The sequence below is a fragment of the Verrucomicrobiia bacterium genome (assembly GCA_026414565.1).
GTDB lineage: Bacteria > Verrucomicrobiota > Verrucomicrobiia > Limisphaerales > Fontisphaeraceae > Fontisphaera.
Genome location: JAOAIT010000018.1, coordinates 43,294 through 56,478, shown reverse-complemented (window position 1 = coordinate 56,478; position 13,185 = coordinate 43,294). Strand labels below are relative to the sequence as shown.

The 13,185-nt window shown below is 60.6% G+C and carries 11 protein-coding genes; 8 read left to right on the top strand and 3 right to left on the bottom strand.

Annotation, left to right across the window (positions count from 1 at the left end; all coding sequences use genetic code 11):
* The first annotated feature begins 196 nt into the window (after window positions 1-196).
* A complete protein-coding gene (locus N3J91_04555) occupies window positions 197-1,153 on the top strand; it encodes an exo-alpha-sialidase (GenBank protein MCX8155711.1) in 957 nt (318 codons plus the stop codon).
* A 19-nt stretch (window positions 1,154-1,172) separates the two neighbouring features.
* Here N3J91_04555 and N3J91_04550 read toward each other — a convergent pair whose 3' ends face one another.
* On the bottom strand, window positions 1,173-1,799 hold the full coding sequence (locus N3J91_04550) for a DUF1080 domain-containing protein (GenBank protein MCX8155710.1): 627 nt from the start codon (window positions 1,797-1,799) through the stop codon (window positions 1,173-1,175).
* 314 nt (window positions 1,800-2,113) lie between these two features.
* On the opposite strand from N3J91_04550, the gene N3J91_04545 reads away from it, so the two are divergent.
* The 4 genes from N3J91_04545 (at window position 2,114) to N3J91_04530 (ending at window position 6,529) form a co-directional block, all read left to right on the top strand.
* The gene (locus N3J91_04545) at window positions 2,114-2,824 is read left to right on the top strand and encodes an HAD-IA family hydrolase (protein ID MCX8155709.1); all 711 of its coding nucleotides are present in this window, start codon (window positions 2,114-2,116) and stop codon (window positions 2,822-2,824) included.
* Between the two features lie 154 nt (window positions 2,825-2,978).
* On the top strand, window positions 2,979-3,794 hold the full coding sequence (locus N3J91_04540) for a succinate dehydrogenase cytochrome b subunit (protein ID MCX8155708.1): 816 nt from the start codon (window positions 2,979-2,981) through the stop codon (window positions 3,792-3,794).
* A gap of 21 nt (window positions 3,795-3,815) precedes the next feature.
* Entirely contained in the window at window positions 3,816-5,732 is a 1,917-nt protein-coding gene (locus N3J91_04535) for a fumarate reductase/succinate dehydrogenase flavoprotein subunit (protein MCX8155707.1), read from the top strand.
* 23 nt (window positions 5,733-5,755) lie between these two features.
* Window positions 5,756-6,529, top strand: coding sequence for a succinate dehydrogenase/fumarate reductase iron-sulfur subunit (locus tag N3J91_04530; protein ID MCX8155706.1), 774 nt, complete (start codon window positions 5,756-5,758; stop codon window positions 6,527-6,529).
* A 32-nt stretch (window positions 6,530-6,561) separates the two neighbouring features.
* Here N3J91_04530 and zwf read toward each other — a convergent pair whose 3' ends face one another.
* Complete coding sequence (gene zwf, locus N3J91_04525) at window positions 6,562-8,118, bottom strand: glucose-6-phosphate dehydrogenase (protein ID MCX8155705.1); 1,557 nt, start codon at window positions 8,116-8,118, stop codon at window positions 6,562-6,564.
* Window positions 8,119-8,219: 101 nt separating this feature from the next.
* Window positions 8,220-10,994, bottom strand: coding sequence for a PAS domain S-box protein (locus N3J91_04520; GenBank protein MCX8155704.1), 2,775 nt, complete (start codon window positions 10,992-10,994; stop codon window positions 8,220-8,222).
* 174 nt (window positions 10,995-11,168) lie between these two features.
* On the opposite strand from N3J91_04520, the gene N3J91_04515 reads away from it, so the two are divergent.
* From N3J91_04515 to N3J91_04505, 3 genes are all read left to right on the top strand, one after another.
* Complete coding sequence (locus N3J91_04515; GenBank protein MCX8155703.1) at window positions 11,169-11,513, top strand: histidine triad nucleotide-binding protein; 345 nt, start codon at window positions 11,169-11,171, stop codon at window positions 11,511-11,513.
* A gap of 180 nt (window positions 11,514-11,693) precedes the next feature.
* Entirely contained in the window at window positions 11,694-12,584 is an 891-nt protein-coding gene (locus N3J91_04510; protein ID MCX8155702.1) for a family 43 glycosylhydrolase, read from the top strand.
* Between the two features lie 255 nt (window positions 12,585-12,839).
* On the top strand, window positions 12,840-13,157 hold the full coding sequence (locus N3J91_04505; GenBank protein MCX8155701.1) for a PH domain-containing protein: 318 nt from the start codon (window positions 12,840-12,842) through the stop codon (window positions 13,155-13,157).
* Window positions 13,158-13,185 lie beyond the last annotated feature (28 nt).

Here is a 13,185-nt window from a genome sequence, read left to right as displayed (position 1 = left end):
GGCCAGCCTGGAAAGCCGGTCCAGACGTGCAAACTGACGGTGCCCAAAAGTGCGTCGCTTTGCTCTTGCCGTTCTGCCCGGAATTCCCACCATGACAGCCATGCAGCGCATTTATCTTCTGGCTCTCGGTGGTTGTATCTGGCTGACCTTGGGCGCGTTTCAAATCTGGCCACAAACACCCCCGCCCCCTGCCGCCATGGCCTCCAATGCCCTCGTGCTCTCCGAGTTCATTTTCGAGCAACAACCCACCCCCCAGTGCCACGCCTCCACCCTCGTCGAAACTGCCGAGGGCCTCGTGGCCGCCTGGTTCGGTGGCCGCCACGAGCAAAATCCGGATGTCGGCATCTGGCTTTCCCGCCATCGCGAAGGCCGCTGGTCCACACCGGTGGAAGTCGCCAATGGCATCCAACATGCCAACAAACGCTATCCCTGCTGGAACCCAGTCCTCTTCCAGCCCCGCCAGGGGCCGCTGATGCTTTTTTACAAAGTTGGCCCCAGCCCCTCCACCTGGTGGGGCATGTTAATGACCTCCGATGATGCCGGACAAACTTGGAGCCTCCCCCGCCGTCTTCCCGAAGACATCCTCGGCCCCGTAAAAAACAAGCCCATCCAACTCCCCAATGGCGACATCCTTTGCGGCTCCAGTTCCGAACACGCCGGCTGGCGCGTGCACTTCGAGCGCACTCCCGACCTCGGCCGTACTTGGGAATTAATCGGGCCCGTAAACGACGGCAAGGAATTGGGAGCCATTCAGCCCAGCCTCCTGATTCACCCCAACGGCCGCCTGCAGGCCGTCGGCCGCACCCGTCAGGGAAAAATCTTCCAAATCTGGTCCAGTGATCAGGGAAAAACCTGGGGCCCCATGACCACACTTGACCTGCCCAACCCCAATGCCGGCACGGACGCCCTGACCCTGAAGGACGGCCGCCACGTCCTGGTTTACAATCACACCGACCGTGGCCGCACCCCCTTGAATGTCGCTCTCTCCAATGACGGCCAAAATTGGCAACCCGTCCTTACCCTTGAAGACACCCCGGGCGAATATTCGTACCCCGCCGTCATTCAAACCCGCGACGGGCTTCTCCACATCACCTACACTTGGAAACGGCTGCGCATCAAACACGCCGTTATAGACCTGGCCAGGCTGCCCTGACCAGATCCCTGCCCGTGCCTCATTTGGCGGAAGCCGCTGCGGGCATTTCCTGGATATAAAGCTCCCGAAATTCCACCTTCATCGGCGGGCCTTGGTGCATTTGCAGGGCAATCACCCCCTTGGGCAGCGCAAACTTCGGTTGATAATCCTCCACCTCGCACATCAACACGCCATTGATCCATAATTTAATGGCCGGCCCCTGCGCCAGGACACGATATTCATTCCAGTCCCCCGGCTTGACGACCTTGAGCAAGTCCTCAGCACGGGCAAAGACGGTCACCGTCCGCTTGCCGTCTTTGTCAAAATGAACTTTCTCGCCTCGCCTGGCCACCAGTCCCCGCTCATGTTGATAGAGGCACCCCACATATTCTCCTGCGGCATCAATGTCCGCCTGGTATCCCCAAGTGTCATAATCGGCCAGCGCCTTGCTGCGAAATTGAATCCCCGAATTGGCCGGTCCCGTAATGCGCCATTGACAACGAAATTCAAAATCCCCCGGCTCCCCGCCCTTCCAAATCAAGTAATGGCTCTTGTTGCACGGCTTTTGCGGCGTGCTTTCACACACAATCACCCCATCCTTAACTTCCCACCAGCCCGGCACCCCCTCCCAACCTTGCAAATCCTTGCCGTTAAACATGGGTCGCATGGACGTAATCGTGTGGGTGGTCTTCACGCCGCAACCCTGCCCCACAAGGCAAAGCGCAGCGACAACCAAACCAGCCAAGGGCTTCAGTAGGAAGGATGTCATTTTCATGCCTCGAAGCCTACCACCCACCCCTCCCCGAGCCAACGCTGAATTCACCCTCATCCTAACAGAGGGACCGGGCGTTTCCTGTGATTGCTGCCTCCGATTTTCCCCCTTGCCCGGCTCTGTCCATTCGCCCCCCTGAACTGCCTCGACCCGCGGGCGAAAAAACATTTGGTATCCCGCCCCACTTAAGCTAAGAATGACCTGTACACATGCTCGACACCAAACCCATTCGAGCCGTAACTTTTGACGCGGGGGGCACGCTGCTCCGGCCGGCCCAGCCCGTGGGAGAGATCTATGCCCGCGTGGCGCGCGAGTTTGGGTTGCAGGCGGCATCCGCCGCGGAATTGGAGGAAAATTTTGCGCGTGAATGGCGCCAAAAAGGGGAGTTTGATTACTCGCAGGAAGCCTGGTTTGCCCTGGTACGCCGCACCTTTGGCGCCCATGCAGACCGGCTGCCGGAGGCCTTTTACCCCGCACTGTACGAGGAATTCGCCCACGTGGAGGCCTGGCACTTGTTTGAAGATGTCCTGCCCACCCTCGACGAACTGGCCAGTCACGGAATTCCGATGGGCGTCATCTCCAACTGGGACAACCGTCTGCGTCCCCTGCTCTCCGCTTTCAAGCTGACCGGTTTTTTTGATGTCATCGTCCCCTCCTGCGAAGTCGCCTTTAACAAGCCCAGCCCGGTCATCTTTGAAATCGCTGTCCGCCAGCTTGGCCTGCCGCCAGAGCAAATCCTCCATGTGGGCGATCATTATCTGGAAGATGTGGAGGGAGCGCGATCGGCCGGCTTGCAAACCTTGCATTTGGTCCGTGGCGCCTTGCACAAAACGGCCGGCCAAATCACCTCCCTGCTCGAGGTGCCCACCGTCGTGGAACTGGCTGGCGGCCATCTGCTGCTTTCCAGCGAAAACACCTGAGCTAATGCTCAGCTTTCACCCCGCTAAACTCGCTCTCAGTAGATTAGAATATCTAATTCATTAAAACATGATTGACGATGTCAAGACTTTCCTTAATCTCTCCCGGCATGTGCTCGCAGAGGTTCTGCGACCCTCAATGACATAATTTTGTTTCATGAACCTGGTATTGCGCATTTGGAATTCCTCTTTGGGGAAGAAATACCTGATGGCCCTTTCCGGCGTGGTGCTGGTGTTGTTTGTCATCGGCCACATGATCGGCAACCTCCAGATTTTTCTCGGCCCGGAAGCCATCAACCGTTACGCCCATTTCCTGCAAAGCAACGTGGAGCTGCTCTGGCCGGTGCGCCTGTTCCTGCTGGGCATGGTGGTGCTCCATGTCATCTCGGCCATCCGCCTGACGTTGGAGAACCGCGCCGCTCGTCCAGTGGACTACGCTCACGGCCAGCCGCCGTTGGCCGCCAGTTTGGCGTCGCGCACCATGCTGGTCGGCGGCCTGGTGGTGGCCGCGTTCATCATTTTCCACCTGCTGCACTACACCGTCAAAATTGACCCGCTCAGCGTGGTGAAAGCCGATGGGCCGGTGGCCCCCATCAAGTTCCAGGATTTGAAGGAACGGCTGCTTACCGGCGAAACCCGTCCCGATGTGTACGCCATGATGATCGCCGGTTTCCGCAACCCCTGGATTTCCCTCTGCTACGCCATCGGCGTAAGCCTGCTCTGCCTGCACTTGAGCCACGGCATCGCCGCCATGTTTCAATCCCTGGGCTTTCGCAATCACGTGTACAGCCCCCTGATCGAAAAAGCCGCCAAAGCCATCGCCTTGCTCCTGTTGATCGGTTACCTTTCCATTCCGGCCGCGGTGCTTCTGGGTCTCGGCAGGGCACACCTGGAGGAGGCCGTGACCCAAGCCGTGTCATCCAAAAGCCTGCCGGCCCCTGCCCAGGTCCCGCCGCTGCCCCCGGCAAAATGAAGCCCAACCCTTTGACGTAACATGAAACTCGATTCCCGCATTCCCTCAGGCCCGCTGGCGCTGAAATGGGACAAGTGCAAGTTTGAAAACAAGCTGGTCAACCCGGCCAACAAGCGTAAATACGAAATCATCGTCGTCGGCGCTGGTCTGGCCGGGGCATCGGCCGCCGCCACCCTCGGCGAGCTGGGGTACAAGGTTAAAAACTTTGTCTATCATGACAGCCCCCGCCGCGCGCATTCCATCGCCGCCCAGGGTGGCATCAACGCCGCTAAAAATTATCAAAACGATGGTGACTCGGTGTACCGGCTTTTCTACGACACCCTCAAGGGCGGCGATTTCCGCGCCCGCGAGGCCAACGTGTACCGCCTGGCCCAGGTCAGCGTAAACATCATTGACCAATGCGTGGCCCAGGGTGTGCCATTTGCCCGGGAATACGGCGGGCTGCTGGACAATCGCTCCTTTGGCGGCGCCCAGGTCTCGCGCACGTTCTACGCCCGCGGCCAGACCGGTCAGCAGCTCCTCCTGGGGGCCTACTCTGCCTTGGTCCGCCAGATTGCCGCCGGCACAGTCCAATCCTTTACCCATTGCGAAATGCTTGACCTGGTGGTGGTGGACGGCCAGGCCAAGGGCATCATCGTCCGCAATCTTATCACCGGCGAAATCAGCCGCCACAACGCCGATGCGGTCGTCCTGGCCACCGGCGGCTACGGCAACGTCTTCAACCTCACCACCTACGCCCGCCAGTCCAATGCCACCGCCATCTGGCGCGCCTACAAACGCGGCGCAGGCTTTGGCAACCCCTGCTTCACCCAAATCCATCCCACCTGCATCCCCGTCACCGGCGATTACCAAAGCAAGCTTACCCTGATGAGCGAGTCCCTCCGCAACGACGGCCGCATCTGGGTGCCGAAAAAGGCGGGCGACAAGCGTCCCCCCAATCAAATCCCCGAGGAGGAGCGCGATTACTTCCTTGAGCGCATCTACCCCAGCTTCGGCAACCTCGCCCCACGCGACGTCTCCTCCCGCGCCGCCAAGCGCGTGTGCGACGAAGGCCGCGGGGTGGGCGAAACCGGCCGGGGGGTGTACCTGGACTTCAGCGACGCCATCAAACGGCTGGGAATCGAAAAAGTGCGCGAGCGTTACGGCAACCTTTTCGACATCTATCACGAAATTACCAACGAAGATGCCTACCAGGTTCCCATGCGCATTTATCCGGCCGTCCATTACACCATGGGCGGCCTGTGGGTGGACTACCACCTCATGAGCACCATTCCCGGATTGTTCGTTTTGGGCGAGGCCAATTTCTCCGACCACGGAGCCAACCGCCTGGGCGCCAGCGCCCTCATGCAGGGCCTGGCCGATGGCTACTTCGTCATTCCCTATACCATCGGCAACTACCTGGCCACCCAGGACCCGGGCAAACGCCCCGCCACCTCGCACATGGCCTTTCAGGAGGCTGAGGAAAACGTCCGCTGGATCATCAAACGGCTGCTGGCCGCCAAAGGCAAGCGCACGGTGCACTCCTTCCACAAGGAACTGGGCAACATCATGTGGGAATACTGCGGCATGGCCCGCAATGAGGCCGGACTTAAGAAGGCCCTCCAGCTCATTCCCGCCCTCCGCGAGGAGTATTGGAAAAATGTCAATGTGCCCGGTGAAGACAACAACCTCAATCAGGCGCTGGAACGCGCCGGCCGGGTGGCCGATTATATGGAACTGGCCGAGCTGATGTGCCTGGACGCCTTGGAACGCCGCGAGTCCTGCGGCGGTCATTTCCGCGAGGAATACCAGTACGAAGACGGCGAGTGCAAACGCGACGATGTGAACTTCGCCCATGTGGCCGTCTGGGAATATCAAGGCCCCAATAAACCGCCGGTGCGCCACACCGAGCCGCTGGTGTACGAGGAAGTCAAAATGGGCACGCGCAGTTACAAGTAATTTTACTACGGCACGATCGTTCTATGAAAGTTAAACTCAAGGTTTGGCGGCAGAAAAACAGCGACGCCCCCGGCGCCTTCGAGATTTACGAAACGCCGGAGCTGAACCCCAACATGTCCTTTCTGGAGATGATGGACGTGGTCAATGAGGACCTCACCCTCAAAGGCCAGGAGCCGATCGCGTTTGATCACGACTGCCGCGAAGGCATCTGTGGCACCTGCTCGCTGGTCATCAATGGCAAACCCCACGGCCCGCATCGCGGCGTGGCCACCTGCCAGACTTACATGCGCAGTTTCAAAGATGGGGAAACCATCATCGTCGAGCCTTTCCGCGCCCGGCCTTTCCCCGTCATCAAGGACCTCGTGGTCAACCGCAAGGCCTTCGACAAAATCATGCAGGCCGGCGGCTTCATCTCCGTCCGCACCGGCAGCGCCCCCGATGCCAACAGCATCCCTGTGCCCAAAGAGAATGCAGATCGCGCCATGGATGCAGCCGCCTGTATTGGCTGCGGGGCCTGTGTGGCCGCCTGCAAAAACGCCAGCGCCATGCTCTTTGTGGCGGCCAAGGTCTCCCACCTGGGCCTCCTGCCCCAGGGCCAGCCTGAGCGCTACCGTCGCGCCAAGGCCATGGTGGAAGCCATGGATGAAGCCGGCTTCGGCGCCTGTACCGTGACCGGCTCCTGCGAGGCCGTTTGCCCCAAGAACATCAGCCTCGATTTCATTGCGCGGCTTAATCGGGATTTCGCCGTGGCCCTGCTCAAAGGAGATCCGCCCCAGTCGGCTCAGGGCGCTGGCTGAAAAGTCAAGGCCCCCGGCCTCGGGCCTCGTCCTCAGGCCACCGGCTGCGGATTCCGCCACTCGCGCCCATCCCGCGCCATAAGCTCCTCTGCCGCCACCGGGCCCCACGTGCCTGCGGCATAGAATTCGCGGTTCGACAACGGCGCCGCCCACGCCTGGCGGATGGGATCCACCAGGCTCCATGCCGCCTCCACTTCGTCGCTGCGGATGAACAAAGTGGCATCTCCGGCCATGGCCTCGAGCAACAACCGCTCATAAGCCTCCGGCGTATAGGCCCCGAACTCCGTGTTGTAACTGAAATGCATGCGCACCGGCCGCACCCGCAGGCTTGAGCCTGGCACCTTGCCATTGAACCGCAGGCTGATCCCCTCATGGGGCTGCAGGCGCAGCGTGATCGCATTCACATCCAATTGCGGCCCGCACTGCGCCGCAAAGAGCACATTGGGGGCGGGCCGAAACTGCACCCGCACTTCGCTGGCGCTCAACGGCAGCCGCTTGCCACTGCGCAAGTAAAACGGCACCCCCGACCACCGCCAGTTGTCTATGTGCAGTTTCAAGGCCATGAACGTCTCCACGTTGGAATCCGGTTTGACGCGGGCCTCCTGCCGGTACCCCGGCACGGGCTGCCCTTCAATGGTGCCGGCAAAATACTGCCCCCGCACCGCCTGCGTCGCCGCCTGTGCCGCTGTGATGGGGCGTATGGATTTGAGCAGCTTCACCTTCTCATTGCGCACCGCCTCACTCTCCAGCGTCACCGGCGGCTCCATGGCCACCAGGGCCAGCACCTGCAATAAGTGGTTCTGCCCGATGTCGCGCAACGCCCCCGCCTCCTCGTAAAACCCTCCCCGATCGCCCACCCCCTGCTGTTCGCTGACGGTGATCTGCACGTGATCCACCAGTTGCCGATTCCAAAGCTGCTCAAATATCGAGTTGCTGAACCGGAACATCAAAATGTTCTGCACCGTCTCCTTGCCCAGGTAATGGTCAATCCGGAATATTTGCTGCTCATCCACCAGCCGCAGCAAATGATGATTCAATTCACGGGCGCTGCGTAAATCATGCCCAAAGGGCTTCTCCACCAACAGCCGCTGCCAGCCGCCTGAATCCCCCATCCGTTGCAACAATCCGGCCTCATGCAAATGCTGGCTGACCTCGCCAAATTGGCTGGGCGCCACCGCCAGATAAAACAACAGATTCCGCCGCAGGGCCTCCACCGGTGACTTCGCCAACATCTCCTTCAGGCGTGCATAGGTCTGTGCCTGGTTAAAATCTCCTTCGCAATAAAACACCCGCCCGGCAAAGGCCTGCCAGCGCTCGGCCGACGGCGCACCCGTGCGGGAAAAACGCTCCAAGGCCGCCCGCAATTCCTCTCGCCAGGTTTCATGGTTTTTGGGCCTTCGCGCCACCCCAATGACCTGAAACGGCTCGGGAAGCCGTCCTTCAGCATAGAGGTGATACAGGGCCGGGATGAGCTTGCGCGCCGTCAAATCGCCGCTGGCCCCAAAAATCACCACCGTGCATGGGGTGTCCACCTTGCGGCCGCTGTCCAACTGACAACTATATGCATCCTCGTTGGCTGATTGCATCATAGGCTGATAAATTGCCTCTCCCCAGTGAAAGGCGCAAATCCTCGCTGTAATTCTGCCTTCTTCCTGCCTTGGAATCCCGGGCAATTGCTCCGAGGGCCCGTTTAGGCCCCCGGACGCGCCGGCCCCAGCGACGCCGCTTTGGGACTGCATTCCGGCGGCAAAGGCTGCCCATCCAGGCACGCCCGCACCGCCCGCGCCAGCGTCGTGGGATGGTAGGGCTTGGCCAGGAAATTAAATCCCTCCCGCAGCGTAAAATCTTTGGAAAACAGATCCAGGCTGTATCCACTCGAAAAAATCACCTTCAGATCAGGTTTCCGGCTTTGCAGGCGTTCCGCCAGCACCCGCCCGCTGATGCCTTCCGGCATCACCATGTCGGTGACCAGCAAGTCCACCTGGCCCTGGTGTTCCTCCCACACGCGCAGCCCCTCCACTCCGTTGGAAGCCGTGATGACTTTGTAGCCATGGAATTCCAAAACCGTCCGCACCAGCTCCCGCAAGGCCGCCTCGTCCTCCACCACCATGATCGTCTCATGCCCGTCCAGCGCCTCTTCTCCAGCCCTGGTCTCGCCGCCCACCGGGGTCGCCGCCGGTGCAAACGGCAGAAAAATGTGAAAAGTAGTCCCCCGCCCCAGTTCGCTCTCCACTTCAATCCACCCCTGGTGTTGCTTGACAATCCCATACACCATGGACAATCCCAGCCCCGTCCCCTTGCCCACCTCCTTGGTGGTGAAGAACGGCTCAAAAATCCGCGGCAAAATGGACGGGTCAATCCCCGAACCGGTGTCCTTCACGCTCAAACGCGCAAACTGGCCCGGCCGCGCGTCCGGATGCCGCCGGCTGGCTTCAGGATTGACGTTAACCACCGCCGTGGCAATCAGCACATGCCCTCCCAGGGGCATGGCGTCCCGGGCGTTGACCACCAAATTCAGAATCACCTGCTCCATCATCCCCACATCCGCCACAATCGGTGGCAGCTCCGGCGCACACTGAAACTCCAGCACCACATCCTCGCCTAGCATCCGGTTCAACATCCGCCCCATGTTCTGCACCGTCTCATTCAAATCCAGCGTCTTGGTCTGCATCACCTGCCGCCGGCTGAACGCCAGCAATTGCCGCACCAGGTTGGCCGCCCGCTCCGCCGCCCCCGCCACCTGCTTGAGCGACTCCAGTTGCGGCGGCGGCAGCGAAGTCTTGCGCAACAACAACGCCGTATGCCCCTGAATAATCGTCAGAATGTTGTTGAAATCATGCGCCACCCCCGCCGCCAGGCGCCCCACCGCCTCCATCTTTTGCGACTGCCGCAACTGCTCCTCCAAACTGAGCCGCTCCGTGATGTCATGATAAATGAACAACGTGCAGGGCTCCGTCCCCAAATTGATCAATTCCGCCGACACCAGCGCCTTACGGCTGCTGCCGTCCTTGCTCCGAAACAGGCATAATTCCTCGCGGAAACGCCGTGCCTCCTGCAGGCGCTGAAACAATTTCAGCCGATCCTGCGGCTTTTCCCACATCCCCAGCTCCTGCATCGTGTGGCCGATGACCTCCTCCCGCCGGTAGCCAAACAACGCCAGAAAACTGTCGTTCACATCCACAAACTGCCCCCCCAACAGCGTGGCTATGCTGATGGCCTGCGGACTGGCACGAAACGCCTTGCTGAACAGTTCCTCCGACCGCCGCAGGGCCTCCTCCGCCTGCTGCCGGTGCGTCACATCCAGCACCAGCGACGACACCCCCACCACGCGCCCGTCAATGGTCACCAGCGGCGTGTTAAACCATTCGCAAATGATCGTGGCCCCCGTCTTGGTCCGGTTTTCATGCACCACCCGCTTGCCCCCACGCCCTGCCAGCAAATCCTCCCACAATCGCTTCACGTTGGGCCGCGCACTTTCCGGAAAGATCAAGTCCGCCCCGTTCTTCCCAATCGCCTCGCTCTCGGTGTACCCGAATATCCGCTCCGCCGAGGGATTCCAATTGATGGCCTGAAACTCCAGATTCCAGTCTATCACCCCCAAGGGCGTCTGCTGCACATGCATCAGCAGCTTCTGCTGCGAGTTGCGCAGCGCCTCATCCGCCCGTTGCCGCTCCAGATTCTCCTTGCGCAGCAATTCATTGGCCTGCACCAGCGCGGCCGTCCGTTCCGCCACCCGTTGCTCCAGCTCGTCCCGGGCTTTCTGCAGCTCCTGCTCCCGGGCCTGGATTTGCGTGAGCATCCAATTGAAACTGCCCACCAAGTGCCCCAAATCATCATCACTGCTTTTGATGGCCCGCAGGGAATAATTCTGGTGGGCCGCCACCTCATTGGCCACCCGCGCCAGATCCAGAATGGGCTGGGAAATCAACCGCTGAACACGCAGCGCCACCAGCGCCACCAACAAGGTCAACGCCCCCAACACCCCACCCAGCACCTTCCAAAACTCCGGCGCCACGCGGGCAGGCTCACCCTTAAGGTACACCACCCCCTTGGGCTCGTTCTGGAATAGCACGGCCTCCGCCACTGCCACTCCATCCGGATCAAACCATACCGACCCACTCAGCGGTTGTTTCGGAAAACTGTAGCCATGCACATCCCCCCGGGTGTAGGTGGCAAAAGTCCGCCCGTCCCTGGTATAGATGCACGCCGCAATGAACCGCCGGTCCACCTTGAGGCTGTCCATCAAATCCCGCACCACCCCCGGATCCTCCGCCACCAGCGCCGCGATGCTGCTGTTGCCGATGAACCGCGCATGCGTCTGCAGTTGCTGCACCAGCGCCGTCCGCGCCTGATTGTTCAGATAGATGACCAGCGCCACCGCTGCCAATAACAGCGCCCCCACGCTGCTCAAGGTGATGATCAGCGTTAATTTGCGCTGAATGGAGCTGCCACCCGGGAAAAACATGCCGTCAACCTTTGGCCCGGCCTGTCTGGCGCCTGTGTACCGGAATCACGCTTCTGACCTTGCCTCATTCCGCCGCTAAAAGCAAGCCATCTCCTCCCTTGCCCGGATGTCCTTGCACGCTCCAGTGCGTTGGCCTATCCTAAACCGCGTGGGTCAGCAGCATCACATTCTGCTATGAGCAAAACCATTTTTGAAAAAATCGCCGCCCGCGAAATCCCTGCGGACATCGTTTACGAAGATGACCAGGTGGTGGCCTTCAAAGATATTCACCCGCAGGCCCCCACTCACATCCTCATCGTACCACGCAAGCCGATCCCCCGCCTCAACGAAGCCACGCCCGAGGATCAGTCCCTTTTGGGACACCTCCTCCTCAAAGCCGCGGAAGTCGCCCGCCGCGCCGGCCTTGACCAGCGCGGCTACCGTCTCGTCATCAACAACGGCGCCGAAGGAGGCGAATCCGTACCCCACCTTCATGTCCACATCCTGGGCGGACGGCACATGCGCTGGCCTCCCGGCTAAGCCATGGGCCGATACATGAACCTCAGGCATTTGGGGCATCAGGTTGCCGCATGGGCAGCCATGGGGGCCACTTTGTGCCTTGCTCCGCGGCCCTGCCCCGCGTCTGCTGTCCCGCCATTGCCACCATTCTGGTTCAGCGATGATTCCCGCCTGGGCCGGCCTTATGCCAAGGACCCTTGTGTGATCCATTTCGGCGGACGCTATCTCATGTATTACTCGCTGCCGCCCTTTGCCGCCGAGCTGGCGCCCACCAATGCTCCTCGTGGTTGGAGCGTGGGCATTGCCGAAAGCCAGGACCTGATAAAGTGGCGCAAAGTGGCCGAGCTATGGCCCGCCCAGGAATGCGACCAAAATGGCCTTTGCGCCCCCGCCGCCCGCGTGTGGAATGGCCAGGTCCACCTGTTCTACCAGACCTACGGCAACGGCCCGCGTGATGCCATCTGTTATGCCTCCTCCAAGGATGGCCTTCACTTCCAACGCCACCCCGATAATCCCATTTTTCGGCCCACGGGCGACTGGAACAATGGTCGGGCGATCGATGCTGAGCCATTCATTTGGCAAAACCAATGGTGGCTCTATTTTGCCACCCGCGACCCCTCCGGGCGCACCCAGATGTTGGGAGTGGCCACCGCCAGCCTCAGCAACGCCATAAGCCGCGCAGCTTGGAAACTCCAGGGCCACGGCCCCATTTTACGCCCGGAACTGCCCTGGGAGACGCGCTGCATCGAGGCCCCCTCCGTCACCCTCCGCGGCGATACGTTCGTCATGTTCTATGCCGGCGGCTATAACAATGACCCTCAGCAAATTGGCGTCGCCACCAGTCGCGACGGCGTGCAGTGGACACGGCTTGCTACCCAGCCCTTCCTGGCCCATGGCCCACCGGGCTCCTGGAACCACAGCGAAAGTGGACATCCAGGCATTTTTGAAGACCCGGACGGCCACACTTACCTCTTTTTTCAAGGCAATCCCGATCGTGGCCGCACCTGGATGATCTCGGCCGTGGAAGTCCTTTGGGACGATTTTCGGCCTCGGCTTCTGCCTCACTCCAGGCGTTTCCCCATGTCGCCCTAAGCCCGGCGTATCCCCCCAGTTCTAGCATTTTTCGTTTTCACCCTCCCGCTTTTGCGCCAAAGTTTGCTCGTGGATACCATTCCTGAACAGCGCGACCTCGCCCTGCAAAAACTCGATCCGCGCGTCATCCGCCTCTGGCAAATCAGCCAGGCCATCAACAGCGCCTTCTGGCTGGCGGCCACCCTCCTCGCCGTGGCCGTGCTCGCCTGGAATCGGGTCATTTCCCTGCCCCTCGCCGTCCTCCTGTTGGGTGCCATGCTTGCCTTGCGTCTGTTCCTGTTCTTTTGGTATCCACCGCGTGCCTACGCCAACTGGGGATATCGGCTCGATGGCACCGTCCTGGAAATCCATTTTGGCATCTGGTGGAAAACAATCCAACTGCTTCCGCTCTCCCGCTTGCAACACGTGGACCTGCACTCCGGCCCGCTGGAACGATCTCTGGGACTGGCCACCCTCTCCCTGCATACCGCCGGCACCCACGATGCCGTGCTGGTTATTCCGGGGTTGGACGCGGGCCAGGCTGCCCGCCTTCGCGACGAGCTGGTAGCCAAAGGAGGAGACGATGGCGTCTGATCCAGAAAATCCAAACCCACCTCCTCCC

Excerpts from the sequence above, each read along its gene's own strand:
- N3J91_04555 (MCX8155711.1), top strand. The coding sequence starts at position 197 with ATGGCCTCCAATGCCCTCGTGCTCTCCGAGTTCATTTTCGAGCAACAA.
- N3J91_04530 (MCX8155706.1), top strand. The coding sequence starts at position 5,756 with ATGAAAGTTAAACTCAAGGTTTGGCGGCAGAAAAACAGCGACGCCCCC.
- N3J91_04540 (MCX8155708.1), top strand. The coding sequence starts at position 2,979 with ATGAACCTGGTATTGCGCATTTGGAATTCCTCTTTGGGGAAGAAATAC.
- N3J91_04505 (MCX8155701.1), top strand. The coding sequence starts at position 12,840 with ATGCTTGCCTTGCGTCTGTTCCTGTTCTTTTGGTATCCACCGCGTGCC.
- zwf (MCX8155705.1), bottom strand. The coding sequence starts at position 8,118 with ATGATGCAATCAGCCAACGAGGATGCATATAGTTGTCAGTTGGACAGC.
- N3J91_04520 (MCX8155704.1), bottom strand. The coding sequence starts at position 10,994 with ATGTTTTTCCCGGGTGGCAGCTCCATTCAGCGCAAATTAACGCTGATC.
- N3J91_04550 (MCX8155710.1), bottom strand. The coding sequence starts at position 1,799 with ATGCGACCCATGTTTAACGGCAAGGATTTGCAAGGTTGGGAGGGGGTG.
- N3J91_04545 (MCX8155709.1), top strand. The coding sequence starts at position 2,114 with ATGCTCGACACCAAACCCATTCGAGCCGTAACTTTTGACGCGGGGGGC.
- N3J91_04535 (MCX8155707.1), top strand. The coding sequence starts at position 3,816 with ATGAAACTCGATTCCCGCATTCCCTCAGGCCCGCTGGCGCTGAAATGG.
- N3J91_04515 (MCX8155703.1), top strand. The coding sequence starts at position 11,169 with ATGAGCAAAACCATTTTTGAAAAAATCGCCGCCCGCGAAATCCCTGCG.